Here is a 26,495-nt window from a genome sequence, read left to right on the forward strand (position 1 = left end):
GGAGATCCAATGAATGACACTTTGATTCGATTATATCAACCAGAAAGTGGGGAACTATTCGTTCCATATAAGCCCGATGAGTCGACAAAATTGATAGAAAATCCACCACGATTTACTTGGATGCCAGCAAAACTAGATGAAGAAGTATATGTGCTAGAAATATCTAATTCCGAGAAGTTTCTTAATGAAGATACGATTCGTTTTGAGCCAATTCCTTATAATTTTTTTACACCTGATCAAGTTTTACTACCTGGGACGTACTATTGGAGATATGCATTGCTTGACTTTGAAACGATGCAAATAAGGATTAGTGATTGGAGTCGAGTCCGGCGATTTGATGTTCCAGACGAATTAGCGGAAACTCCATTACCATCGAGGGAAGCACGCTACAATCAAGCCAATATGGAGCGTCCGCGCCTTTGGTTATCACCAAAAGAATTGGAAACATTTCGTATCAAGGTCGAAGAGGACGAAAGCTATTGTCAATGGAGCGCATTTTTAGAAAACGCCGTAAAACCGTTTATGGAACTGCCGTTTACGAAAGAACCTGCTCCTTATCCGAACAATAAACGAGTTGCTGATTTATGGCGGCAAATGTACTTAGATTGCCAAGAGGCACTCCATGCCGTTCGACATTTAAGTGTTGCTGGTGTTGTATTAAAGGATGAAGCTATCCTTGCAAAAGCGAAAGAGTGGCTCATGCATTTATGCTCATGGGATACCGAAGGAACAACAGCTCGAGATTATAATGATGAATCAGCATTTCGAATTGCCGGTGCGCTTGCATGGGGGTATGATTGGCTTTATCATTATTTATCAGACGAAGAGCGTGAAGAAGTAAAGCAAAAATTGTATAGACGAACAGAGCAGGTAGCCTACCATGTAATCGAACGTTCGAAAATTCATCACGTCCCATATGATAGCCATGCTGTTCGCTCCCTTTCATCCGTACTCGTTCCGTGCTGTATTGCCTTATTGGAAGATGAACCAAAAGCGAAGGATTGGCTTGATTATACATTGGAATATTATAACGCCTTGTACACACCTTGGGGTGGAGCGGATGGCGGCTGGGCAGAAGGTCCGCATTATTGGATGACAGGAATGGCCTATGTTATTGATGCGATTAATCTCGTGAAAAAATTTAATGGCTATGATCTTTATAAAAGACCATTCTTTCAGAAAACAGGAGACTTCCCATTATTTACGTATCCTCCGACAACATATCGCTCAAGCTTTGGTGACCAATCCAATTTGGGAGACCGTCCAGGTTTAAAGGTTGGTTTCAATATTCGTCAGTTCGCGGGAGTGACTGGCAATCCATATTACCAATGGTATTTTGAGCAAACGAAAAAGCTAGATAAAGATCCGCATGATATATTTTACAATAAGGGCTGGTGGGATTTTTATTTCGACGAAATGATGTATTTACATGATTTCCCTGAAATTGAAGCAAAATCTCCAGCTGATCTGCCGGTTGTAAAATGGTTTAAAGATGTCGATTGGGTAGCGATTCATAACCGAATGGATGATCCGAATGAACACATTATGTTTTTAACGAAAAGCAGTCATTATGGATCAATCAGCCATAGCCATGGTGACCAAAATGCATTTATTCTCCATGCCTTTGGGGATCCGTTAGCTATGCATAGCGGATATTACGTCGCCTTTAATAGTACAATGCATATGCGTTGGAGAAGGCAGACAATCTCGAAGAATGCTATTCTCATCAATGGTAAAGGTCAATTTGCTGAGAAAGATAAGTTCATTGCGAAAAACGCACAAGGAAAAATCGAAGCAGTAGAAGAAACAGATGAATATGTATATATCCGAGCGAATGCTACGAAGGCATATAAGCATTATTCTCCTGAAATTGAAAATTATCAAAGAGAAACGTATTTTGTGAATCGTTCTTACTTCGTCATCATTGATACCGTTGATCTTGAACAGCCAGGAACAATTGATTGGTTGCTCCATTCCCTTTATGAGCCGAAAGTAAAGCACCAAGGGTTTGTCATTGAAGGGGAAAAAGCAAGCTTAGAAGGGAAATTTATTTACTCTTCAAGTGGAGAAATGCAACTTGATAGGCATCAAGATTTTCCTGAGGTCGATTTGTCCGAAATCGGCGATTTACCAATCCCTTGGCGGATTCAAGCGCAAACGAAAGCTGTGAAGCGCCATCGCATCGTCACATTGCTGCAGCCGATGAAAAAGACACAGCCAAAATATGTATCACATTTTATCGATGATCAAGATCATGGTTTACAATGTTATTTTACGGAAGATGGAAACACATTCCGAGTCGAAGTACCAAAAGCATACTAAGTGAAATAGAAAGTCTGTCCACAAGAATGAGCGATTTCCACCAAGATAAAAATGGCAGTTTATCGAAGGAATGAAGCGATTTGCGGGCAGGCTTTTTATAATGGAAAAGGAGATGGCCGGATGAGAAAGATAACGATAATATTTGCTTGTTTTTTAGTTATTTTAGGAAGTATTGGATTAACGAATCGAAATGATCGAGCTTCTGCTGAACAGGCAGCGATTAAATATGAGATCGTTGATGTAACAGCAAGCGAGCATGATGGAAATGTTCCAGAAAACACAATTGATGATGATTTGGGCACGCGTTGGTCTGCGCAAGGAGAAGGCCAATGGCTAATTGTCGATCTAGGAAAAGTGGCGGAAGTTGGTTATGTTGGACTAGCTTTCCATAGTGGTGATATTCGGCAAACATTTTTTGATTTAGAGTTGTCAGCAGATGGTGTTACATGGAATCGAGTGTTAGAAAATCAAGCGAGCAGTGGAGCTTCTGTCAATCTTGAAGCGTTTGATTTTCAAGATCAACCGGCAAGATACGTAAAATTTATCGGGCTTGGAAATTCGCGTAATGACTGGAATAGCTTAACGGCTGTTCACGTGTATGCACCAAATCCAGCAGGACCAATCGTTGAAGAACTAGAAGCTGTACATCCGGGACCAAAACCGGAAGCGGAGCCGTTTATTGAACCAGGGCTCGTGTATCCAGACGGAACGAAATACAAGCCTCATACACCAAATAAAGTGATAGGAAAAACATTGAACGTCCTTGATTACGGTGCCAATCCAAAGGATGAGGAGCACGATGATTTACCTGCGATTCTTGCGGCAATTGAAGAAGCAGAACCGGGGGATGAGGTTTATTTTCCAAAAGGAGTGTATCAGCTTCGCAGTACGATGCCCAATGATCGTACATCGCATATATACTTAAAAGATGGAGTCAATTTACGTGGACAAAGTGAAAAACATGTAAAGCTTGTTTCACATTTCGATGTTCAAAACGTACCAAGCAGCAAAATCATTACCGGCTATGGAAAACACGATGTCGTCATTTCAAATATGACTTTAACATCTACATTCGATAGAACGTACTCAGATGATCCTGGACAAAATAATTCGGAACGTGGCGGTCCTGCTTACGGAATTTTTCTAGCTGACTATGCAAGTAAGCCATCTTATCATATTACGGTTGATCATGTAACAGTCGAAAAGTTTCAAAGAATGGGTGTAAGAATTGAAAAAAGCAACCGGATTATCGTTCAAAACTCTACGTTTCAATATGCGACAGATGTTGGCGGAGGCGGTGCTGGATATGGTGTCGCTATTCAAGGCGTACAAGGGATTCATCGTTTAGGCCATGCGAATGATACGTATTTTAATATTGTACGAGATAGTAAATTCATTGGACCGTATATTAGACACGGAACGCTTATTCAAAATTTTGCCCATAACAACTTAGTCGATGGCAACACATATGATGGCAACATTCATGACGCAATTGATTTACATGGACAGGGAGAATATTTAAACGAAATTCGCAATAATACGGTGAAAAATATTCCAAGAGGCGGCATAGGTGTTGGAAATACGGGCGGAACCCCGCCAAACAGCCACTCCGCGTCTGGTGCTGGCAATTATATTCATCATAATAACTTAACGAATACGCGTGATGGGATTACTGTACTAATGGGGTCGCCAGATACGAGAATTGAAGATAATGTTATTATGCATACGACTGAACCGGCAGTTGCCCGCGGAATTTACTTGCTCAATGCGCCGCGTACGATTGTGAAGGGCAATAAAATTATGAACAATCGCGGGGCAGGTTTTTGGGGCATTCTTATTGCCGAAGATTTTGGTGATCGCAATAATGGTGGAAAAGGTGCCGGAATTCCTGAAGATATCGTCGTTGAAAATAATAAGGTCATGAATAATACGAATGGAATGAGGATAGAAGCAGGAAAAAGAATCATCATCGAAAACAATAAAATAAAGAACTCCCGCGAAGTTGATTTTATTTCACTTATTAATGACGAAGACGATGGGGAAGATGAGGAACTTCTGACTGTTTCACTCGATCCAAGCAAAGACGCATTGGTTGATATTGAAAGACCTGACAGTAATTACGGTATCGCAGATCAGGCGTTAATCGATGCAGCAGCACCCGATCAAAACTTTCATAAATATTTCAATGTAAAACGGAATGCGGACGGGTCGAAGGGAAGGCTCGCATATATGCAATTTGATTTGCAAGACTATGACCATATAAAAAATGCAAAGCTACAATTAACTGCAAAAACAGGTAGTAATACCGATGTTGTTACATTGGCTGTCTTTGGAATTATGGATCATCAATGGGATGAGGAAACGATTACTTGGAGTAATTCGCCAAATCATGAGCTGGATAAAGTGAATGTAACAGGAATTGGCGAGACAGCTTTTTTGCTTGGGACGATTGAAATCAATAGCTCAGACCCTGTCACAATTAATTTGGATGTTAGTGAGTTTGTCCAGCAGCATAACGGAAAAGTTAGTTTTCTTATCGCAGATCAAGAGGGGCAAAATGGAAATGTAACGATTTATTCAAAAGAGGATTCAAGCTCAGGAAGATGGCCATTATTGGTCGTGGAGAAGGCTAAATAATCACATGCAGATCAACTTAAAACAAATTCCAGCCCCTCTTTGGATTTTATTCATCAATACATTTACGATGGCGATCGGTTTTTTCATGCTCATCCCGTTACTGGCAAAATATTTATTAGAAGGCTTGATCTTACCAGTGACACTCGTTGGCATAATCGTAGGTGTACGCGGTTTTTTTCAACAAGGACTCATGCTTGCCGGGGGCTTTGTTTCTGATCGGCTAGGGTATAAGACGGTTATTTGCTGGGGAGTATTTATACGGGCGATCGGATTTATCTTATTTGGCTTTGTGGAATCTGTTCCATTATTACTCATTGCAGCAGTCCTCTCAGGGCTGGGCGGGGCTTTCTTTCACCCGTCCAGCTTTGCCCTTTATACGATCATATCAACGAAAGAAAATCGAGCAACTGTTTATTCGATTCGAGATATGTTAAGCAATGTTGGCTTTATCTTTGGGCCGGTCATCGGCGCAATGTTATTACATATCAATTTTAAATGGGTATGCATCGCTGCTGGTATCATGTTCCTTATCGTGTTTTTTATCAGCTTGCTTGGATTGCCGAACTATATCGGAAAGCCGACATCCATGTCATTTCTAGCAAACTTAAAATTAATCACAATGAATAAACGATATACCCAATTTTGCCTCATTATGATGAGTGTTTGGTTTTTGACCGCTCAGCTTTACATTGCCGTTCCCGTCAAACTGCAAATGTTAGAAATGGAGCATGTAAATATTGGGCTTATTTATAGCACAGGAGCAATTGTCGTCGTTCTATTTCAAGTACCATTGATCAATATGTTAAGCCGTCATTATTCGGCTCCATTGTTAATCGCGGTTGGCAGTTCATTGATCGCCAGCGGTCTTTTATTAATTGGTTTGTCACCAACGGTATTGCTTGTTAGCTTTGGTGTTGTTTGCTTTAGTCTTGGGCAAATGTTTGTTCAACCGATGATGAGCAAGCAAATTTCAGAAGTCGCGCCAATTGAATTGGTCGCTTCCTTTTTCGGCTTTAACGGCTTAGCACTTGCGGTCGGCGGATTATTTGGAAATTTATTTGGCGGGTATTTATTTGATTTAGGTCTTAACGGTTATTTGCTTCTTCCGTGGGTTTGTTTTGCGGTGATTGGTTTTATATCATCAATTTTGATGATTCTGTATCAGAAGGGAGGGGGGGTTACACGAAGTAGGAATTGTGGATAAAATGCCAACTATACATTAACAATGAACATAGTCAGAAGGGTAACACTGGTAAAATTCTGGTTATGTTTTTTGTTATTGATGATTATATATTGAATCCGATTTTAGACTCAAGGTATTCTAAAATGCTTTTCGTTTCAACGTTCCCGGCTCGTTTGTTTAATGCAGTAATTCCTTTAGAAATTAAGTCCAATTTCTTGTTCGTATAATTACATCGTTTTTAATTTTTTCTATAATTGGTGGAGCAGAATTCTCTGGGATATTCATGTTTTATTACATTGCTTTGTATAGAAGGCATATCAATTTTTGTAGCAGCTGTTTCCAAGGAAGCATATTATTTAATTACGTATACTTTGCTTGAAATTACGTACTAATTAAAAAACAAGTCCTGTATGAAGAGGGGAAATCATACAAACCTTATCTTACTTTCGCCTAATTCAATTTTTCTTGCTTGCAAATGTCACTCACATTATTCCATTCACATATGATAAGGTGACAACCAAAATACCCATCCCCGCGGTTTAAAGCTGGCGAAGGCAAGGAGGGTTACAATAGTTGAAGGAGAATGAGTTCACACATAAACCGCTGCTCACAAAAAGAGAAAAAGAAGTATTCGAACTGTTAGTCCAAGATAAAACGACGAAAGACATTGCAAACGAGTTATTTATTAGTGAAAAGACAGTTCGAAACCATATATCGAACGCCATGCAAAAATTGGGCGTCAAGGGACGATCCCAGGCCGTTGTGGAACTACTACGCATGGGGGAATTAAAATTGTAAAAACGAAACCGGCTATCCGTTATTGGGGGCCGGTTTTGTTGATTTTATAGAATTACATTAAAATATTGTTTCTCTGAATTTATTAGGAGAAACATCGACATGTTTTTTAAAGGTTGTTGTAAAGTGGGAAACACTATTAAATCCGCAAGTAAATGCAATTTCTTTTATAGATAGCTTGGTATTATATAAGAGTTTTTTCGCATTGTTGATCCGGTAATTAATTAAGTATTGATGCGGTGAGCAATTCATTTGTTTTTTAAAAAGCCTTGAAAAGTGGTAAGGACTTAATTTTACATCGTTTGCAATAGCCGTTAATGATATATCTTCACTATAATTATTTTCGATATATGAAATAGCTCTTATAATAGTCTCTTCACGAGAGTCATTTGTTTGATTGGAAAGCTTGTCTAGCTCATAAAGAATTTTATGAATAATAATGGAAGCAGCATGTTCATCTACTTTATTATTTTCCATCATCGTTAAAATACGTCTTATGTATTCAGGAATTATCCAATGATTTTCTAATGAATATACACATCCGCTTTTATGAAAAAGCAGGTCAAAATATTCTTTACTAGCATTTCCTGAAAAATGAAACCAGTCGAAAACGGTATTTTCCAAAGCCTTGTATAAATGAGGATGATAACAATTAAGAAAGATAAAAGAGTTTTCAGTAGCGATAAACTCTTGATCTTCATACTTGACTTTCATTGTCCCTTTTTTTACATGGATAAATAAGTATTGCTCATATTTATCCCTTTTTGTCTCATAAAGATTCGAACTGAAGTAAGACCCGGCATTGGAAAGATAATAAAGAGATTGTTTAGCAAACATACTTGATGTATGGAAATATATCCTAGACCTCGGTAAAACCCCTTTTTCTTTCATTAGATCTCTCCTTAAGAAAAATAGCAATATTCCTAATAAAAGTGGAAAATAGCAATTTTCAGCAAATGATTAGCAAGAAACTTAAAAGAAAGAGCAATTTTATTTAATGATTGTATATTATCAGTGTAATAGACTAAAAATCAAATAGCAATATTTCTTTAATGAGGAGGAAAAACATGGAAATTCGTATTGGACTTGTTGGAGCTGGTTGGATGGGGAAGGCTCATACAAATGCGTTTGTGAACGCTTTAATGGCTTTTGGCCCCGAAGCAGGAAAACCTGTATTTGAGCTAGTATCAGATGTCAGTGAACAAGCAGCACAAGCAGCATGTGAGAAGCTTGGTTTTTCAAGATGGACAAAAGATTGGCGAACGGTTGTGACAGACAAAAATGTAGATGTAGTTGATATTGCTACTCCAAATGCATTCCATTATGAAATCGCGAAAGCTGCATTGGAAAACGGAAAGCATGTTTATTGTGAAAAACCATTAACCCTTAGCTATAAGGAGTCAAAAGAATTAGCGGTTTTAGCTAAAGAAAAAGGTGTTGTTAATTATGTCGGATTTAATAATGTCATGAATCCCGCAACTCATTATATTAAAGAACTAATAAGCTCAGAAAAATTAGGAGAGATTATGAGGTTCTCAGGTACTTATGATCAAGATATGTTATTGGATCCTAACTTACCAATTACATGGCGCCATATAAACAAATTATCGGGAAGTGGAGTTCTTGGTGATCTTGGTACTCATCTTCTAAGTGTCTCACACTTTCTACTTGGGAATATAGAAAGTGTAAACGCTGTAACTAAAACATTCATTAAACAAAGACCTTCCGCACCAGGTTCCACTGAAATGCAAAAAGTTGAAAATGAAGACTTTTTAACCGTGATAGCAAATTATGAAAATGGTGCAATAGGTACGCTATCTACGAGTCGAGTAGCAACCGGACGGAAGAATTACCTTGCTTTTGAAATACAAGGTACGAAAGGCACTGTTCATTACTCTCTTGAACGATTGAATGAAGTAAATGTGTATTTCACATCCGACGAAAGCATGAATCGAGGATTCAGAACGGTCTATCTTGGACCAGACCATCGCGGATACAGTACATTTAATCCAGCTCCAGGAATCAATATTAGCTTTAATGATATTAAAATCTTAGAGGTTCATGAACTTCTGTCAGCAATTGCAAATGGAACACCTTATATTTGTGACTTTGAATTCGGCGCTCGTGTTGACCAAACTGTGAGTGCAATTTTAACATCAGCAGCTGAGCAACAATGGATTAATGTAAATAAGAAGGAAGAGGCAATCGTATGAATATTAAGCTTGGTACTGCTCCAAACTCATGGGGAATATGGTTTCCTAAAAACGAAAAACAAATACCTTGGGAACGCTGTTTAAATGAGATGGAAAATGCAGGATATGAAGGCGTTGAGCTTGGCCCATGGGGCTATCTTCCCAATGAATTCAAGCGACTAAAAGAGGAACTGGAAAAGAGAAATCTTCAACTGACAGCAACAACACTTATGGGCGATTTAACCTCTGACAGAAAAACAGAAGAAATGCTAGCATTATTAGACGATATGGCGCACTTACAATTAAAATTTCCAAGCGCTAAGTATGTTGTTTTAATCGATGATTGCTATACGGATCTTTTTACTGGTAAACAAATTAGGCCAAGAATATTAAATGATTCTGAATGGGATAAGCTCATTCAAAATATTAATCTAATCAAAAATTATGCAAAATCACAGTACGGTCTTGAAGTAGTATTTCATCCACATGCAGAAACCCATGTCGAAACAGAAGAACAAATTGAGCGATTATTAAAGAATACAGATGTACAACTCTGTCTTGATACAGGGCATCATGCATATGCTGGTGGTGATCCTGTTGCATTTATGCAAAAATATCATCAACGGATTTCGTATCTTCATATAAAAAACTGTGATTTAAGGATAAGAGAAAGAATGAAAGAGGAACAATGGTCATTAGCTAAAGCTGTGAGTGAAGATATCATGTGTGAGCCTAAGTTCGGTGTGGTAAATATGGTTGAACTGACGGAAGTTTTGCGCGACGTAAATTTTAATGGTTGGGCAATTGTTGAGCAAGATATGTATCCAGCTCCATTTGATAAGCCTTTTCCGATAGCTAAACGAACAAGAGAGTATTTAGTAAAAATCGGGATGGTACAAAATACGATGGACTTAAAAATATAAATCAAAAGTTATAGTTCCCTACCTTGATATCTAAAGGATTATTGGTAGGGAATATTTTTTCTCTTAATCTTTCCCGCGGTAATACTTTTGTTATAAAGTGGAGCTGATGAATCTTCGCTGGAGTGAATTTATAACTAATCAAGTAATTAGGGAGATAATTGACCGTAAATTCAGAATCTAATAGACGCTTTAAAATTTTGATGGTAATATGATATTATCTAGCATTACACTAAGTGAGTAAGCGCTAACCTTTTAGAGGGTTAGTCTACTAAAATAGGAGGAGTTAGATGAAAACGTTAACAAAGGTGAAACCAGGTTTAGACGGAGTAAAATTATTAGAAATAGAAGAACCGCAGATAAAAAGTAAGGAAATAAAAGTGAAAATTCATGCTGCGGGCATTTGTGGGACAGATATGCATATTATTAAAGATGAATATCCATGCAACTATCCTGTTGTGATGGGGCATGAATATGCGGGAACGGTAATGGAAGTAGGTTCTGAAGTAACTGAATTCCAAATTGGTGATAGAGTTGTTTCGTTAACTGCCGCTGTTACATGCAAAGATTGTGAGTATTGTAGATCTGGATTATTTATGTTATGTGATGAGCGATTATCAATAGGTTCCGGCGTAAATGGTGCATTCGCACAGTTCATGGTAATACCAGAAGAAATTGCATATAAAATTCCCTCTAATGTAACACTAGAAGAAGCTGCATTGACTGAGCCTTTGGCTTGTATGGTTCGTTGTGTTATCGAAAGAGGATCAGTAAAAGCGGGAGACTATGTGCTTATTTCAGGACCGGGGACGATTGGTTTACTTACTATGCAAGTTGCAAAAGCGAATGGAGGAAATGTAATTGTCATTGGTACTTCCGCGGATCGTGAAAGGTTGCACCTGGCCGCAGAGTTAGGCGCTTTTACAACGATTGTTATTGATGAAGAGGACGTGGAACAAAAAATCACTGAAATCACCGGCGGCTCGGGCGTAGATGTTGCATTCGAATGTGCTGGAGTGGAAGCATCTGCTCATAATTGTTTAAAATTGTTGAAAAAGACAGGATTATATATCCAGGTTGGGTTATATGGAAAAAACATCATGTTTGATATGGACTTAGCTCTAACAAAAGAGATTAATATAACAAATGGCTTTGCATCAGAACCAACCTCTTGGGAAAGGGCGCTTAGATTGTTAGAAAATAAACAGGTCAACGTAGCTCCATTAATTTCTACAAAATTTACTTTGGATCAATGGCAAGAAGCAATTGATATGGTTGATAATAAACAAGCATACAAGGTACTGTTTATTCCTAATGGCGAGTAAGCTCCAAAGATAGGAAATGCATAAATAAATAAGTAATATTTGTGAAAACGCTAATTCTAATAGTATAATTAAATGGTTTGAATATATAGAATTAAGTAAACTTACAAGGCTACTTATTTTATGAGGAGAGAAAAAATGAAAGTAACGATTTATGATGTGGCAAAAGAAGCGAATGTTTCGATTGCAACTGTTTCAAAGGTCATTAATAAAACGGGGCGCATCAGTGAAAGAACGAAAAGAAGAGTGCTTGAAGTTATGAAACAACTCGATTATCAGCCCAATATGTTAGCATCTGCATTAATGGGAAAACAAACAAAAACAATTGGATTACTTATTCCGGATTTGGCTAACCCATTCTTTTCAGAACTTGCGAGAAGTATTGAAGATAAGGGTCATGAGTTGGGATATAATCTTGTCATTTGCAGCACCGATTATCAAATGGATAAGGAAAATAAATACTTAAGCCTTTTAAAACAAAAAAGCGTTGATGGTTTTATTCTTGCTTCTGGATTTGAAAATTTAGATAAAGTAAAAGAATTAATGCAACAAGAGATACCAGTAGCGATCGTTGCTCGTGATTTTCCGATGTTTTCCATTAATGCTGTCGCTTTGGATGATTTTATGGGGGGATATTTAGCAGCCTCTCACCTCATTGAACTAGGTCATACAACGATTGGTGTAATAGGTCGTGATGTTTGGAGCAATAGGGAAAGAATTCGTGGCTTTAAACAGGCATTAGCGGAAAATAATCTAACATTCATTGATTACTTTGAACTTATTAAAGATATTAGTGATATGAAAGCGGGAAAAGGGATCGATCATGTGAAAGCTGCGAAAGAGATTATGAATAAGTATTTACTTCAACAAAATAGACCAACTGCTATTTTTGCTTGTAACGATTTGTTGGCAATTGGCGCGATTCAAGCAGCGAAGGAATATGGATTAAATGTACCAGAACAACTTTCGGTTGTAGGTTTTGATAATACGCTTATTGCAACGATTGTAGAACCCCCTTTAACAACCATCGCCCAACCAATCCAAAATATGGGGACTGAAGTAATGAATTTAATGGTTTCTATGATAAAAGGGGAACGAAAAGAGAAAGTACGAATGACGCTTCTTCCGTCTTTGGTCATAAGGGAATCAGCGGTTCATTTAAAACAAAATGATGTTGCAAAATGCAGTAGTAAATAAATGGAAGTAATTAATAAAACTACTTATAAAAGTATTGATTTTTCACACAAGTTAAAATAAAATGAAAAGTGTGTAAGGAAGACAGCTTTACTAAAGTGCCTTCTTTTAGGTAAGCGCTTAACTTGTTGTTCAAAAATAAAACATAGTATATCATTGTTTGTTTTGTTCAGAGAACTACTTAGGTAAGCGCTTTATTTACGTTTGTATGTAATAGATTTTTGTAACTGATAACGCCATGGAGAAAGGTATGATGGTATGAACAAAAAAGTTCGTTGTGCTGTATTTGGTGTAGGAAGACTTGGATTTGTTCATGCAACGAATGCAGCGACTCGCATTCCAAATGCAGAAGTTGTAACAATCGTTGCTTCAAGAAAGGAAAGTGCAGAAAAGGCTGCTCGCGAGTTAGGAGTAAAAAACTGGACAGATAATCCGCAAGACGTATTTAATGATACTTCCATTGATGCCGTCATTATTGTTAGTCCAACAACGACTCATGCAGAATTAATTATCCAAGCAGCTAGAAGTAAAAAGCATATCTTTGTTGATAAGCCACTAACTGAAACAGTTGAACAAGCTGATGAAGTGATTAAGGAGATTGCTGAAAATAACGTATATTGCCAGGTTGGATTTATGAGACGCTTTGACCCAGCCTATGCGGAGGCGAAAAAAAGAATTATGCAAGGGGATATTGGAAAACCTCTTTATTATAAAGGGATAAGCCGTGATCCTGGTTCACCTCCAGAAGATTTTATTAAATATAGCGGCGGTATTTTCATTGATATGTGTATTCACGAATTTGACATTGCTCGTTTTCTTATTGGAGATGAGGTGAAATCAGTTCAAGCGTTTGGTGAAGTGCAAGTACATCCATTTATGAAAAAATATGGAGATGTCGATCAATCAATGACTTTCCTTACTTTTAAAAACGGTGCAGCTGCTGACGTTGAAGGAAGTCGGAATTCCTCGTTTGGTTACGATATTCGTGGAGAAGTAGTAGGAACTGAGGGAGCCATTCAAATTGGCTCACTTCAATACCATAACAATATCATTTTAACGAAAAATAAAAGCTACCATGATAATGTTCCGAGCTTTCCGATTAGATTCCAAGATTCATTTTTACTTGAGTTAGAGGATTTTATCGACTGTATTCAAAAGGGCAGGAGACCGCTTGTAGATGAACATGATGGCAAAGCTTCCTTAGAAGTAGCTGTTGCGGCTGATCGTTCATTTAAAAAGAATGAAGTTGTTTTTCTATAATATTTGTGGAGGGAGAATAATCGATGAAAACAATTCGTTTAACGATGGCACAAGCGCTTTTAAAATTTTTGGACAAACAATATGTTCATTTTGATGGAGAGGAAAGAAAATTTGTAAAAGGAGTATTTGGAATCTTCGGACATGGGAATGTCACAGGGATGGGAGAGGCTTTAGAACATGCGGCAGGAGACCTTGTCTATTTGCAAGGTAAGAATGAGCAAGGGATGGTTCATACCGCAGCTGCTTATGCAAAGCAAAAAAACAGATTAGAAATCTATGCTTGTACTTCATCAGTCGGACCTGGTGCATTAAATATGGTGACTGCAGCAGCAACTGCAACGGTCAATCGAATCCCTGTACTCTTGTTACCTGGTGATATCTTTGCAAGCCGCCAGCCAGACCCGGTGTTACAGCAAGTAGAAGATCCAGCAGATTATACGATATCAGCGAATGATGCATTTAAGCCAGTGAGCAAATATTGGGATCGAATTTCAAGACCAGAACAGTTAATGACTGCAGCGATCAATGCCATGCGTGTCTTGACTGATCCAGTTGAAACTGGAGCGGTGACGTTAGCTCTACCACAAGATGTACAAGCTGAAGCTTATGATTATCCAGAAGAATTTTTCAAAAAACGTGTTCATTATATTGAGCGAAGAACACCATCAATAGAAGCTGTACAACGGGCAGTTGAACTGATTTCTAGAAAGAAAAATCCAATTATCATTGCAGGTGGAGGTGCCCACTATTCATTTGCAACAGAAGAACTAGCTACCTTTGCAGAAACATTTAATATTCCTGTTGGGGAAACGCAGGCAGGAAAAAGTGCACTATCTTGGAAGCATGAAATGAATATGGGGAGTATCGGGGCAACCGGGTCAGAGGCTTCTAATATTCTAGCAAAAGAAGCGGATCTTGTTATAGCCATCGGGACAAGGTTATCCGATTTCTCTACTTCTTCAAAGACAGCATTTGCAAATCCAGAGGTTGAATTTCTAAATATAAATGTAAGCCCTTTCGATGCGATGAAGCTAGATTCACAAATGCTAGTAGCAGATGCAAAAACGGCTTTACAACTATTGACGAATGAACTGCAAGCTAAAGACTATCAAAGTCGTCATGAAATTAGCAGATTACAAGAGTTGAAAGAAAACTGGAATCAAGAAGTGGATAGACTATATGCAGATATACGTGATAATGGATTATCACAGACGCGCGTACTTGGTGAGATTAATCAATTCATTGATGAAAAAGATATTATTGTTTGTGCTGCCGGAAGTATGCCGGGAGATTTGCATCGCCTTTGGAGAACGACAGAACCGAAAACATATCATATGGAATATGGGTTTTCATGTATGGGATATGAAGTAGCTGGGGCATTAGGAATAAAAATGGCGGAGCAAGATCAGGAAGTATATGCGCTTGTTGGGGATGGAAGCTATTTAATGATGCATTCAGAACTTGTGACAAGTTTACAGGAAAAGAAGAAAATTACGATTTTACTGCTTGATAATAATGGGTATCAATGCATTCATAACTTACAAGTCGGCCAAGGAAGCGATGGATTCGGGAATGAGTTCCGTTATCGTTCTGAGGAAGATAATCGACTAACAGGAGAATATCTACAAATAGATTTTGCTGCAAATGCAAGAAGTTTAGGAGCCAAAGGGTACTCCGTTCGCACACTTGATGAATTAAAAGGGGCACTAGAAAATGCGAAAAACGAAACAGTATCTACATTGATAGATATTAAAGTGTTGCCGGGAACATGTACAACTGGATATGAATCATGGTGGCGCTTAGGAGTGCCAGAAGTCTCAAACAGTGAAAAGGTACAACGAGCACATAGAGATATGGAAGCGAAGGCAGAAGAAGCAAGAAAATATTAATGAGGAGGAAAAGAACATGTCAAAACTACTAGAATCATCGAAATTAGTCGTACCGTCAAAAGAGCAACCTGAACAAGATGGGAATATTTTACGAATCACTCCAGAATCCGCTAATTGGAAATACGTTGGCTTTGAAGTGTATCAGCTGAAAGAAGGGCAAGTATTTGAAAAAGAAACACATGATCAGGAAATGGCAGTTGTGCTGCTTTCGGGTCTTGCAAATGCGACGACTAAACTTCAATCTTTGAATCAAATTGGTAAAAGAATGAGTGTGTTTGAAAAAACACCTGCTTACACTGTCTATATTCCTAACGATGATGCCATAAAAATAGAAGCGCTTACTCATTTAGAAATCGCAGTATGCACTGCCCCTGGAAAAGGTACATATGAAGCGAGACTGATTAGCCCTGAAGATGTTGAGGTCGCTAATCGTGGATCGGGGAGCATGCAGCGAGAAATTCACAATATTCTACCGGAGAACAAGCATGCAGATAGTCTATTTGTCATTGAAGTATTTACACCACAAGGAAACTGGTCAAGCTTTCCACCTCATAAACATGATCAAGATAATTTGCCGCATGAAACGTATTTGGAAGAAACGTATTATCATAAAATTAATCCGGCAGATCGGGGCTTTGCTATCCAACGTGTATATAATGACGACCGTTCATTGGATGAAACGATTGTTGTAAAGGATGGGCAAGTTGTTCTTGTGCCGGAAGGATATCACCCGGTTTCAGCTCCACCAGGATACGATTTATACTATTTAAATGTAATGGCAGGGCCAATCAGAAAATGGCAGTTTACAAACGACAAAGATCATGAATGGTTAATGAAGTGATCAATCATATACGGGTGCATAAAGACGAAGAGCGAAATGAAGAAGGTTCACAAAGTCCATTTCATGACTTTGTGAACATCTACGTGCTTTCTTAAAGCAAGAAAAAACCTATTATAGGAGGGATATAAATGTCATCGTTCAATCTTCCGTTTAATCTAGGCATTCATCCAATTAACTGGGTAGGAGAAGATGTATTGGAGCACGGGGAATTTTACACATATGAGCAGGTAATGGAAGAAATTTCATCATTACTGTTTAAAGGTACGGAAATTAGTAGGAAATTTCCGGAAGATCCTGTGGAGTTGCAAAAGGCACTTACCCGTTATGGACTTCAGTTAACAACCCAATGGAAATCTGTCTTTTTTTCTGATCCGAATAGACATGAAAGTGAATTGAGAGCCTATCGTAAACATGTAGAGTTCTTAAAAAAATTTGGTTGTAAAGTCGTTAGTACTGCTGAAATTGGTGGATCGATGCTTAATCAAGATCCTCGGCGTGGACAGGACGAAACGGATGTTCAGCGGCTTGATGATGATGGATGGAAATACATGGTAGAAGGCTTGAATAAAGCGGGAGAAATTTGCCGTGAAAACGGAATGCACTTAGTGTATCACCATCATGCTGGTACTGTCGTGGAACAACCTGAGGAAATCGACCGTTTAATGGAAATGAGTGATCCTCATTTAGTTTCTCTATTATATGATACTGGACACGGTTATTACGGTGGAAATGATCCTGTTCAGCTATTAGAAAAATATTATGATCGTGTTAAATATGTACATTTAAAAGATGTGAGACAAGAAGTGTTGGACAAAGCTAGAGAGGAAAAATACAGCATTAGACAATGTATTAGAAGTGGTCTTTTCACAGTTCCAGGAGACGGATGTCTCGACTTTTCTGGTGTTTTTAACATATTAATTGAAAAAGGATATAAAGATTGGGCTTTAATAGAAGGAGAGCAGGATCCATTAATATGTAATCCCTATGAATATGCAAAAAAATCAAAACAATATATTGGGGAACTTATCCAACAAATTCAAAAAAATAATTTGGAAGGCGTTAAATAAAGAAGAATTTTATAGAAAGGATTCCAACCTAAATGTAAAAGTAACTTAATTTTAAACAAGGATATATTAAGCGTTTACTTAATTGATAAGGAGTTGACAGTTGATGAAAGAAGTTATTCGCTGTGCAGTTTTAGGGCTAGGAAGATTAGGATATTGGCATGCTGAAAACCTGGCGACGAAAATTAAAGGTGCCGAGCTGGTTTGCGTAATTGATCCCCTTGCAGGTAGAGCAGAAGAAGTGGCGAGGGAACTAGGAATAAAGAATTGGTCGCAAAATCCAGATGATGCTTTTTTTGACGATACAATTGATGCTATTGTAATCGTTACACCCACAAGCACACACGCAGAGATGATTATACGAGCTGCCGAGAATGGAAAGCAAGTTTTTGTTGAAAAACCACTTACTCAAGAGTTAGATGAAGCAGATGAAGTCATTGAAGTCATTGAAAAACAGAAAACGATTTGCCAAGTAGGGTTTATGAGAAGATTTGATCCAGCCTATGCAGAGGCGAAAAAAAGAATTGACGCTGGAGATATCGGAACACCACTTTATTTTAAAGGCGTTAGTAGAGATGGAAACGTCCCGCATGAGGAGTTTATTAAACATAGCGGAGGAATTTTCCTAGATATTGCTATTCATGATTATGATATTGCTCGTTACTTGATGAACCAGGAAGTTAGCTCGATTACTTCAAACGGAAATATTTTACTAGATTCAAACCAATTTATGAAAAAATATCAGGATGTCGACCAAGGGCTATCATACTTAACTTTTGATTCAGGAGCTTCAGGAGACATCGAAACGATGCGCGTTGCTCCATACGCATACGATATTCGCGGAGAAGTTGTTGGAACGGAGGGAGCGATTCAAATTGGGTCGATGCGGAATAACGATGTGAATATATTTACGAAAAATGGGAGTTCCCACGATTTAATTCAAGATTTCCCGAGCAGATTTAATGATGCCTATTTATTGGAAATGGTTCATTTTATTGATTGTTTACAAAAAGGTCAACAACCAGTATGTACAGCAATAGATGGAAAGGTAGCTCTTGAAATTGCTACGGCAGCAACGAAATCATATAAAACAGGGCAAACCGTTCATTTAAAACTAGCGGAAAGGGTTTAATATACAGGAAAAATATAACGTTAACAGACATATCGATTTTATACAATAATATCTCGTAAAACGAACGAGGAGGAATCAATATGTTAGCAGCTGTATTTGAGAAGCGGGGCAAGTTAGCTTTACAAGACCAGGAAATACCAGAGATTTCTTCATCCCTAGATGTAAAAATTAAAGTGGAGGTCGCAAGTATTTGCGGAACGGATGTTCATATTTTATCGGACCCACCAGGGCATCCAGCGACACCAGGAATTATCCAAGGGCATGAATATGTCGGTGAAATTGTTGAGATTGGATCGGACGTTACAAATGTAAGGATCGGTGATCGCGTAGTTGTTGATCCAACAACTACTTGCGGTTCCTGTTATTATTGCCAAATTGGAGAGCAAAATCTATGTAATAATAGTTCTAGTATTGGTATTTACCTTGACGGTGGCTGGGCACGTTATAGCGTAGTTCCTTCGAAAAATGTATATAGAATCTCGAAGGAAGTACCACCAGAAATAGCTGTTTTCGCCGAACCGTTATCTTGTGTGATAAATGGTAGTGAAAAAATAAATGTACAACCAGGTGATAGTGTTGTAATTCTAGGGGCAGGTCCAATGGGGCAATTGTTTACTCAAGTACTAAAAGCCGCCGGTGCAGGTATAATGATTTGTGTTGATTTATCGGACTATCGATTAAATTATTCAAAAAAATCTGGAGCTACGCATATCGTTAATCCTGAAAAAGAAGATGTGTTAGAAATAGTTAAAAGAATAACGAATGTTGGAGCAGATGTTGTAATTGATTGCGTAGGAGCTTTATTTAATCAGTCGATAGATTTAGTTCGTAAAGGTGGCCAAATTTTACTATGTGGAATGAATGAACATGCGAACCCAGCGATCAAACAATATGATCTTACTTTAAATGAAATAGATGTAAAGGGGACTTATATTCAAAAAAATGATTTCCCTAAAGTAATAAAAATTTTAGAGGCAAGATTATTAAATTTAGAAGACCTGATTACACATAAAATTTCATTAGAGCAAATAAATGACGGGGTTGAAATAATGCGAAAGGGAGAAGCGATAAAAATTATTGTATCTCCTTAAAGTGAATTTCAACATAAACGAAGTGAGTTAAAAGAGAAAGAATAATTAAAATCATCTTTATTTTCCGAAAAACTTGTGTTATGATACAGATAGAGGAAGCGCTTACTCAAGTGATACATAAAGTTATTTCATCAATGCGGTTGGTTAGTTAAGCGCTCTCCCTAGCTTGAGTAAGTGTGAATAAGGGGGAGGAAAAACAAGTAAACATTAATGCAAAACCTAATACTTGTTATAGGCTGGAAAAGTGGACAAGCGATTTTACTTAAAGTTGGAGGAAGATAGATGAAAAAAAACGCCGTTAATTGGGGTATATTAAGTACCGCTACAATCGCCCGAAAACAAGTAATACCGGCTATCCATCAAGCTGAAAATGCAAATATAATTGCAATTGCAAGCGAAAGTGGTAAGGCTTCTGAAGTGGCAAAGCAATTTCATATCCCTAAAACATATGAAAGTTATGAAGATCTACTTGCCGATCCAGAGATTGATATAGTTTATATTCCATTACCTAACGGTCTGCATTCAAAATGGGTCAAAGAAGCCGCGAAACATGGAAAGCATGTGCTTTGTGAAAAACCAGCAGCATTAACTACTGAGGAAACGAAAGAAATGATTCAAGTATGCAGGGAAAATAACGTTTTATTTATGGAAGCCTTAATGTATCAATTCCACCCACAACACAAAAGAGTAAAGGATATCATTGATTCAGGAGAAATTGGTGAAGTGAAGTTAATGAGATCAAGCTTTACTTTTCAACTCGAAGAGCTGAACGGAAATATTAGAATGAGTAAGGAGTTAGGTGGTGGAAGTCTATATGATATTGGGTGTTATTGTATCCATGCAATTCGAACGATTTTAGATCGAGAACCAGTAAGAGTTTATGCGGTGGAAGAAAATCATCCAATTCATCATGTAGATATGTCCGCGGTGGCAATCATGGAGCTAGATAATGGAATGAAAGCATACTTCGACTGTGGTATGAATATGACTGAACGTAATTCTTATGAAGTGGTAGGAACAAAAGGAAAAATCGAAGTTCCAAGAGCTTTTATACCAAGAGTCGATGGAGAAGGAGTCATTGTAATTACGACTGATAATGGGAAGAGAAGAGAAGAGACGATTACAGATTATTATTACAAGCTAGGGGTAGAACATTTATCGAATTGTTTACTTACTGGTATATTCCCTATACAAACACCTGAAAGTAGCATTAGCAATATGAAAGTGCTAGAAGCGTGTTTTCAATCGATTCGAACAGGGGCGACAGTCGAATTATTGCAAAAGGTTGGAAACATTTAATACGTGTAAGAAACGTATTATTGAAGATTAATATTATCAAAGAATCGAATTTTTGGTAAGCGCTTACCTTAACCAAAGAAACTAGGGGGATTAATATGAAAAAAATAATTAGCTTTTTATCTATTCTTGTCTTGCTTATGATTACAGGCTGTGGCGGAAGCAATACGGGAGGTACTAATAAAAAAGAAAATTCAAGTGAAGATGGGACAATTACAGTTGCAATGGTCGCAGGTTCTGAATCGTCAGCAATAAAGCAATTAATTCCAAAATTTGAAGAAGAAACGGGAATTAAAGTGAAGTGGAATGAATTTGATTATAACACTTTATATGAGCGAATTTATAATGATTTAAGAAACTCAGGTGGGTCGTACGATGTTATTTTTGCAGATGATCCATGGATGCCAATGTTTGCTGGTGGTGGATTTTTAACCCCACTGGATGAATTAGGCTACACACCTGATGAAGATTTTGCGAAAATGTCTCGAGAAGTAGCGATGTGGCCAGCACCGAGCGGCCCGCGTTTGCCAGGAGAAGATGCGGATGCTGAATCTCGTTATTATGGTGTTCCACAAGTAGGAAATGTTCAATTATTTTTTTATCGGAAAGATATTTTAGGCGAAGCACCTGAAACATGGGAAGAGCTTGAAGCGGCGATTCAAGAAAATAAAGATGTCATTAAATATGGCTTCGTTCCTCGGGGAGCGAAAGGGAATGCGATTGCAACGAACTTTAATGCATTTTTATGGTCACATGGAGCAGACTTTTTCGATGAGAATTGGAATGTCATACTGGATAGTCCAGAAGCAATCAAAGCATTGGAAAGATATGTGAATTTCAAAGAAACGGCCCCAGATGGAATTGCGAATTATAATGCAGATGAGGTTGGGCGAGCAATGGCAACAGGTGAAGCTTTATCAGCAATCGTTTGGCCTTCTTGGGGAGAAACAATGGAAAATCCTGAAAAATCAGAGGTTGCTGGGAAAATAGGTTATTCATTAGTGCCAAAAGCAGAAGGAGAAGATCATGCTCCAATGATTGGGAACTGGATTTTTGGAATACCAAAGGCATCTAAACAAAAAGAAGACGCTTTAAAATTTATTGAGTGGGCTTCTTCAAAAGAAATTCAAGTTGAGATGACAAAAGAAGGTGGAATTCCAACAAGAACGAGTGTTTTGACTGATTCAGATTTATTACAGGAATATCCATACTTAGAAGCGGTGAGCATTGGTCTTGAAAATGCGAATTTCCGTCCACGTACACCATTGTATTCGCAAATTGAAGAACTCTATGGTACGTATTTAAATCAGGCTTTAATCGGTGACATAAGCCCAGAAGAGGCACTAAAGAAAGCCGCAACTGAGATCAGCGAATTGATGGAAAGCAACGGGTATTGATGTTAAACGATGTGTTGATACAGTGTCTACACTGTATCAACACCTTTAAGGAGGCAATAAAATGGATAGTAAAAATAATATAACCCTGTCTGAAATAAGGGTTAATAATTCAGTTAAGAGCAAGAAAAGGAAATATAATCTAGGAAGTGACAAAAATCTTCCGTATCTATTAATGGCACCGACATTAATTCTTTTATTGCTCCTCACAGTGTTTCCGATTTTATATTCTCTTGTTGTGTCAATGTCTACCTATGATACATTTGGAAATATGTCAGGGTTCGCAGGCTTGAAAAACTATGCAAAAGCTTTAACTTCTGGAGTTTTTTGGAATTCCATTTTCATCACATTATCATTTACTGCCTTAGCTGTATCCGTTCAATTATTTGTAGGTTTTAATCTTGCTTTAAGTGTTTCTAAAGATGGGTCAATGATGAAATTATTACGTTGGCTATTAATCGTTCCTATGATGGTTTCTCCTTTAGTCGTGGCAATTGTGTTCCGATTAATGTTAAACACAGATATGGGAATTCTCAATTATATGTTGCAAGGGATGGGCCTTCCAAAAATCAACTTTTTAGGGGAACCTGTTTTAGCATTTATTTCCTTAATTCTTGTTGATGTTTGGCAATGGACACCAATGGTATTTTTAATTTTGTTAGCTGGATTACAGGCGTTGCCACAAGATCCATTTGAAGCGGCAGAAATCGATGGAGCAACGAAGTTTCAAATTATCCGCTATGTCACGATCCCGATGTTGAAACCTGTTTTAATTGTTGCGCTTGTAATGCGTACAATGGATGCACTAAGGACATTTGACCAAATTTTCGTTTTGACACAAGGTGGTCCTGGCCGGGCTACAGAAACGATTAGTTTCTTAATGTATCGGACTGCAATGAAGTTTTCCGATTTTGGTTTCGCAGCAGCAGGGTTGTTCATTGTTCTTATCATTACAATCATTATTTCATCTACACTTATTCGACTAATGAACCGCTCGCAACAATTAAATTAAGAGGAGGACAAACGTAATGGCGCAATCAGTCCAATCAATAAGAGATGGCGGCATAAAAGTTAAATTATTTCGGGCTTGTTTTTTAACAATCACCATTCTGTTTATTTTATTTCCACTTTATTGGATGATCATTACTAGTTTTAAAAAGGAAGGCGAATTGTTTGCAGCGAAACAAACATTCTTTCCGAAAAATATTACATGGCAGCATTATATCGATTCAATTGAAGGGATCCTTTCTTCCAATAATCCATTTATGCAGTTTTTTATTAATAGTACCATCGTATCCTCTGTTTCGACGATCCTTTGTTTAACGATTGGCGCTTTTGCAGCATACAGCCTTGCACGCTTTAAATTAAAAGGAAAAAGAACCGAGAGACTTTCATTTGCTATATTAACAGCGAGAATGCTGCCACCAATTGTTGTCGTTATACCATTATACTTAATCATGCAAAAACTTGGATTAGTGAACACATTATGGGCGATGTTGATCGTCTACACGGGGTTTAATTTACCATTTGTCGTCTGGATGATGAAAGCATTTTTTGAAGAAATTCCAGTTGAATTAGAGGAATCGGCTATGATAGACGGGCATTCTCGAATAATGGCGTTTTTTACAGTTGTTTTGCCATTGGCGATTCCTGGATTAGTGGCTACATCTATATTTACTGTTATTTTAACTTGGAATGAATTTCTTTTTGCAATGTTCTTACTTAATTCTACCGATGTAATGACATTACCAGCAGGTATTTCTACGTTTATTACACAGTATAAAACAAACTGGGGTGCATTATGTGCAGCCGCAACGGTATCTATTTTACCAGTTCTATTTTTCTCCTTCATTGTCCAAAAACATCTTGTTCGAGGCATGACGATGGGGGCTGTAAAAGGATGATCATTGCAAATGAAATACTTAAATAAAAGATGTCTTAAAGAGAGCGCTTTACAAATATAAGAAGTGGGTGACTTATATGGAGAAAATATCAATTGGAATTATCGGTGCTGGTAGAATTGGGCGTTTACATGCAGAAAATATTATTCATATTCCACAAGTGAGAATTAAAACCATTTCTGATATTTTCGCAGAAAATGCAATGGAATGGGCAGCGCAAATTGGGATTGAAAATGTAGTAACGGATTATGAAGCCATTTTAAATGATCCAGAAATTGATGCTGTTTTTATTTGTTCACCTACGGATACGCATGTTCCGATTATTTTACAAGCAGCAGAGAAAGGAAAACATATATTTTGTGAAAAGCCAATTAGCTTCTCTATCGAGGAAACAGAAGCTGCGTTGGCGGCGGTAGAAAAAGCTGGAGTCCATTTGCAAGTAGGTTTCAATCGGCGCTTCGACCGCAACTTCTTGAAAATCCATGAAACTATAAAAAATGGTGTAATTGGTGAACCGCATATCGTAAGAATTACTTCTAGAGACCCTGAACCCCCTCCGGTAGAGTATATTAAAAACTCGGGTGGTTTGTTTTTCGATATGTCCATTCATGATTTTGATATGGCTCGCTATGTAACGGGGAGTGAAGTCATCGAAGTATATGCACATGGTGCTAATTTAATCGACCCTGCGATTGGTCAAGTCGGGGATATAGACACTGCCGTTACTACATTGAAATTTAAAAATGGGGCAATAGCTGTCATTGATAATAGTCGAAAAGCAGTCTATGGTTATGATCAACGGGTGGAGGTATTTGGATCGAAAGGTTGTATTACCGTTGAAAATGATCGTCCAACGAGTGCGGAAATTAGTACAGAAGCTGGGGTATTTAGAGATAAATTAAAGCATTTTTTCTTAGAAAGATATAAAGATGCTTACATCTCTGAAACTTATGCATTTATTGATTCAATATTAAACAGTACGCCACTTCGCTGCACGGGAAATGATGGCTATCAAGCGGAGAAAATAGCGAACGCTGCAAAACAATCTTTTGCGGAAGGGCGACCAGTAAAAATGAATTTGGAAACTGTGAAACAATGATTAATAGAACAAGGTAAGCAAGAGTGCTTGCCTTGTCTATTAATTCTATCTATTTGATTAAGCGCTTAACCAAAACTTTACCACGAAATGCAATGAAGGAGGAATGGAAAGTGAGTGCAACTCTTACAGAAGATAAAATCACGTTATTAAAGAAAACATCAATAGAGGCAAGAAGATTAATTATTGAAAGTGTCTATCATGCTGGGGCTGGTCATGTTGGTGGACCTATGTCAGCCGTCGATGTACTAGTACATTTATACTTTAATGAAATGAATATTGATCCAGAAAATCCACGAGCTGAAGACCGTGATCGTTTTGTTTTATCAAAAGGTCATTCCGCGATCGGACTTTATTCAGTTTTAGCGATTAGAGGTTATTTACCGATTGAGGAATTAAAAACATTTGACGCGTTGAATTCAAGATTACAAGGACATCCTGATATGAATGCATTGCCTGGCGTTGATATGTCAACAGGCTCACTCGGTCAAGGTATCTCTGCAGCTGTTGGAATCGCTCTAGGTGCCAAGCTCCAAAATAAAAATTTCCGTACGTATTGCATGATTGGTGATGGAGAGTCCCAAGAAGGTCAAGTATGGGAAGCTGCCGATATTGCCTCTAAATATAAATTGGATAATTTTGTTATTATTCTTGATTACAATAAATTACAACAATTTGGTTGGGATGGCGAAGGAGAAAGTAGAGAAATCCCAGTGACTAATCCTAAAAAACGTTGGGAAGCTTTTGGTTTCTATGTCATTACCATCGATGGACATGACTTTGAGCAAATAAACAAGGCATTTAAAGAAGCACGCGAAGTAAAAGGGAAACCGACAATAATTATTGCAAACACAATCAAAGGAAAAGGCGTTTCTTTTATGGAAAATGCTTACTTGTGGCATTCGCGTGTTCCTACAAATGGAGAATTAAAACAGGCTGTTCAAGAAATTGAAATGGAGGTTTAAT

21 protein-coding genes are annotated in these 26,495 nt (G+C 37.8%); 20 read left to right on the top strand and 1 reads right to left on the bottom strand.

Annotated elements, in window-relative coordinates; all coding sequences use genetic code 11:
- Nucleotides 1-9 precede the first annotated feature (9 nt).
- From KHA95_RS12445 to KHA95_RS12460, 4 genes are all read left to right on the top strand, one after another.
- Complete coding sequence (locus KHA95_RS12445) at nucleotides 10-2,322, top strand: DUF4962 domain-containing protein (protein WP_213137827.1); 2,313 nt, start codon at nucleotides 10-12, stop codon at nucleotides 2,320-2,322.
- Nucleotides 2,323-2,442: 120 nt separating this feature from the next.
- Nucleotides 2,443-4,959, top strand: a complete 2,517-nt coding sequence (locus tag KHA95_RS12450) for a DNRLRE domain-containing protein (protein ID WP_213137828.1) — start codon at nucleotides 2,443-2,445, stop codon at nucleotides 4,957-4,959.
- A 4-nt stretch (nucleotides 4,960-4,963) separates the two neighbouring features.
- Entirely contained in the window at nucleotides 4,964-6,163 is a 1,200-nt protein-coding gene (locus tag KHA95_RS12455; protein ID WP_213137829.1) for an MFS transporter, read from the top strand.
- A 552-nt stretch (nucleotides 6,164-6,715) separates the two neighbouring features.
- Nucleotides 6,716-6,940 (top strand): helix-turn-helix domain-containing protein, encoded by a 225-nt coding sequence (locus KHA95_RS12460; protein WP_213137830.1) that lies wholly within the window; start codon nucleotides 6,716-6,718, stop codon nucleotides 6,938-6,940.
- A gap of 57 nt (nucleotides 6,941-6,997) precedes the next feature.
- Here KHA95_RS12460 and KHA95_RS12465 read toward each other — a convergent pair whose 3' ends face one another.
- The gene (locus KHA95_RS12465) at nucleotides 6,998-7,828 is read right to left on the bottom strand and encodes an AraC family transcriptional regulator (protein WP_213137831.1); all 831 of its coding nucleotides are present in this window, start codon (nucleotides 7,826-7,828) and stop codon (nucleotides 6,998-7,000) included.
- Nucleotides 7,829-8,004: 176 nt separating this feature from the next.
- Between KHA95_RS12465 and KHA95_RS12470 the strand changes: the two genes are divergently transcribed.
- The 16 genes from KHA95_RS12470 to KHA95_RS12545 all read left to right on the top strand — a co-directional run bounded on the left by KHA95_RS12470 (nucleotide 8,005) and on the right by KHA95_RS12545 (nucleotide 26,494).
- A complete protein-coding gene (locus KHA95_RS12470) occupies nucleotides 8,005-9,150 on the top strand; it encodes a Gfo/Idh/MocA family protein (RefSeq protein WP_249316854.1) in 1,146 nt (381 codons plus the stop codon).
- On the top strand, nucleotides 9,147-10,052 hold the full coding sequence (locus KHA95_RS12475; RefSeq protein ID WP_213137833.1) for a sugar phosphate isomerase/epimerase family protein: 906 nt from the start codon (nucleotides 9,147-9,149) through the stop codon (nucleotides 10,050-10,052). Before KHA95_RS12470 ends, KHA95_RS12475 begins: the two co-directional genes overlap by 4 nt.
- A 287-nt stretch (nucleotides 10,053-10,339) precedes the next feature.
- Nucleotides 10,340-11,374, top strand: coding sequence for a zinc-dependent alcohol dehydrogenase (locus KHA95_RS12480; RefSeq protein WP_213137834.1), 1,035 nt, complete (start codon nucleotides 10,340-10,342; stop codon nucleotides 11,372-11,374).
- Nucleotides 11,375-11,509: 135 nt separating this feature from the next.
- Entirely contained in the window at nucleotides 11,510-12,568 is a 1,059-nt protein-coding gene (locus KHA95_RS12485; RefSeq protein WP_213137835.1) for a LacI family DNA-binding transcriptional regulator, read from the top strand.
- 255 nt (nucleotides 12,569-12,823) lie between these two features.
- Complete coding sequence (gene iolG / locus KHA95_RS12490) at nucleotides 12,824-13,825, top strand: inositol 2-dehydrogenase (RefSeq protein WP_213137836.1); 1,002 nt, start codon at nucleotides 12,824-12,826, stop codon at nucleotides 13,823-13,825.
- Between the two features lie 23 nt (nucleotides 13,826-13,848).
- Entirely contained in the window at nucleotides 13,849-15,714 is a 1,866-nt protein-coding gene (gene iolD, locus KHA95_RS12495) for a 3D-(3,5/4)-trihydroxycyclohexane-1,2-dione acylhydrolase (decyclizing) (protein ID WP_213137837.1), read from the top strand.
- A gap of 16 nt (nucleotides 15,715-15,730) precedes the next feature.
- Nucleotides 15,731-16,555 (top strand): 5-deoxy-glucuronate isomerase, encoded by an 825-nt coding sequence (gene iolB, locus KHA95_RS12500; RefSeq protein WP_213137838.1) that lies wholly within the window; start codon nucleotides 15,731-15,733, stop codon nucleotides 16,553-16,555.
- A 128-nt stretch (nucleotides 16,556-16,683) separates the two neighbouring features.
- On the top strand, nucleotides 16,684-17,622 hold the full coding sequence (gene iolE, locus KHA95_RS12505; protein ID WP_213137839.1) for a myo-inosose-2 dehydratase: 939 nt from the start codon (nucleotides 16,684-16,686) through the stop codon (nucleotides 17,620-17,622).
- A gap of 103 nt (nucleotides 17,623-17,725) precedes the next feature.
- A complete protein-coding gene (locus tag KHA95_RS12510) occupies nucleotides 17,726-18,751 on the top strand; it encodes a Gfo/Idh/MocA family oxidoreductase (RefSeq protein ID WP_213137840.1) in 1,026 nt (341 codons plus the stop codon).
- A gap of 80 nt (nucleotides 18,752-18,831) precedes the next feature.
- On the top strand, nucleotides 18,832-19,842 hold the full coding sequence (locus KHA95_RS12515) for a zinc-dependent alcohol dehydrogenase (protein ID WP_213137841.1): 1,011 nt from the start codon (nucleotides 18,832-18,834) through the stop codon (nucleotides 19,840-19,842).
- Between the two features lie 282 nt (nucleotides 19,843-20,124).
- Entirely contained in the window at nucleotides 20,125-21,141 is a 1,017-nt protein-coding gene (locus KHA95_RS12520) for a Gfo/Idh/MocA family protein (protein ID WP_213137842.1), read from the top strand.
- Nucleotides 21,142-21,236: 95 nt separating this feature from the next.
- The gene (locus tag KHA95_RS12525) at nucleotides 21,237-22,535 is read left to right on the top strand and encodes an extracellular solute-binding protein (protein WP_213137843.1); all 1,299 of its coding nucleotides are present in this window, start codon (nucleotides 21,237-21,239) and stop codon (nucleotides 22,533-22,535) included.
- Between the two features lie 61 nt (nucleotides 22,536-22,596).
- Entirely contained in the window at nucleotides 22,597-23,544 is a 948-nt protein-coding gene (locus KHA95_RS12530) for a carbohydrate ABC transporter permease (RefSeq protein ID WP_213137844.1), read from the top strand.
- Between the two features lie 16 nt (nucleotides 23,545-23,560).
- The gene (locus KHA95_RS12535; RefSeq protein WP_213137845.1) at nucleotides 23,561-24,436 is read left to right on the top strand and encodes a carbohydrate ABC transporter permease; all 876 of its coding nucleotides are present in this window, start codon (nucleotides 23,561-23,563) and stop codon (nucleotides 24,434-24,436) included.
- 76 nt (nucleotides 24,437-24,512) lie between these two features.
- A complete protein-coding gene (gene iolG, locus KHA95_RS12540) occupies nucleotides 24,513-25,532 on the top strand; it encodes an inositol 2-dehydrogenase (RefSeq protein WP_213137846.1) in 1,020 nt (339 codons plus the stop codon).
- Between the two features lie 110 nt (nucleotides 25,533-25,642).
- The gene (locus KHA95_RS12545) at nucleotides 25,643-26,494 is read left to right on the top strand and encodes a transketolase (protein WP_349305474.1); all 852 of its coding nucleotides are present in this window, start codon (nucleotides 25,643-25,645) and stop codon (nucleotides 26,492-26,494) included.
- The last annotated feature ends 1 nt before the right edge of the window (nucleotide 26,495 follow it).

It is taken from the genome of Bacillus sp. FJAT-50079, from assembly GCF_018343515.1.
Taxonomy (GTDB): Bacteria; Bacillota; Bacilli; order Bacillales; family Bacillaceae_C; genus Lederbergia.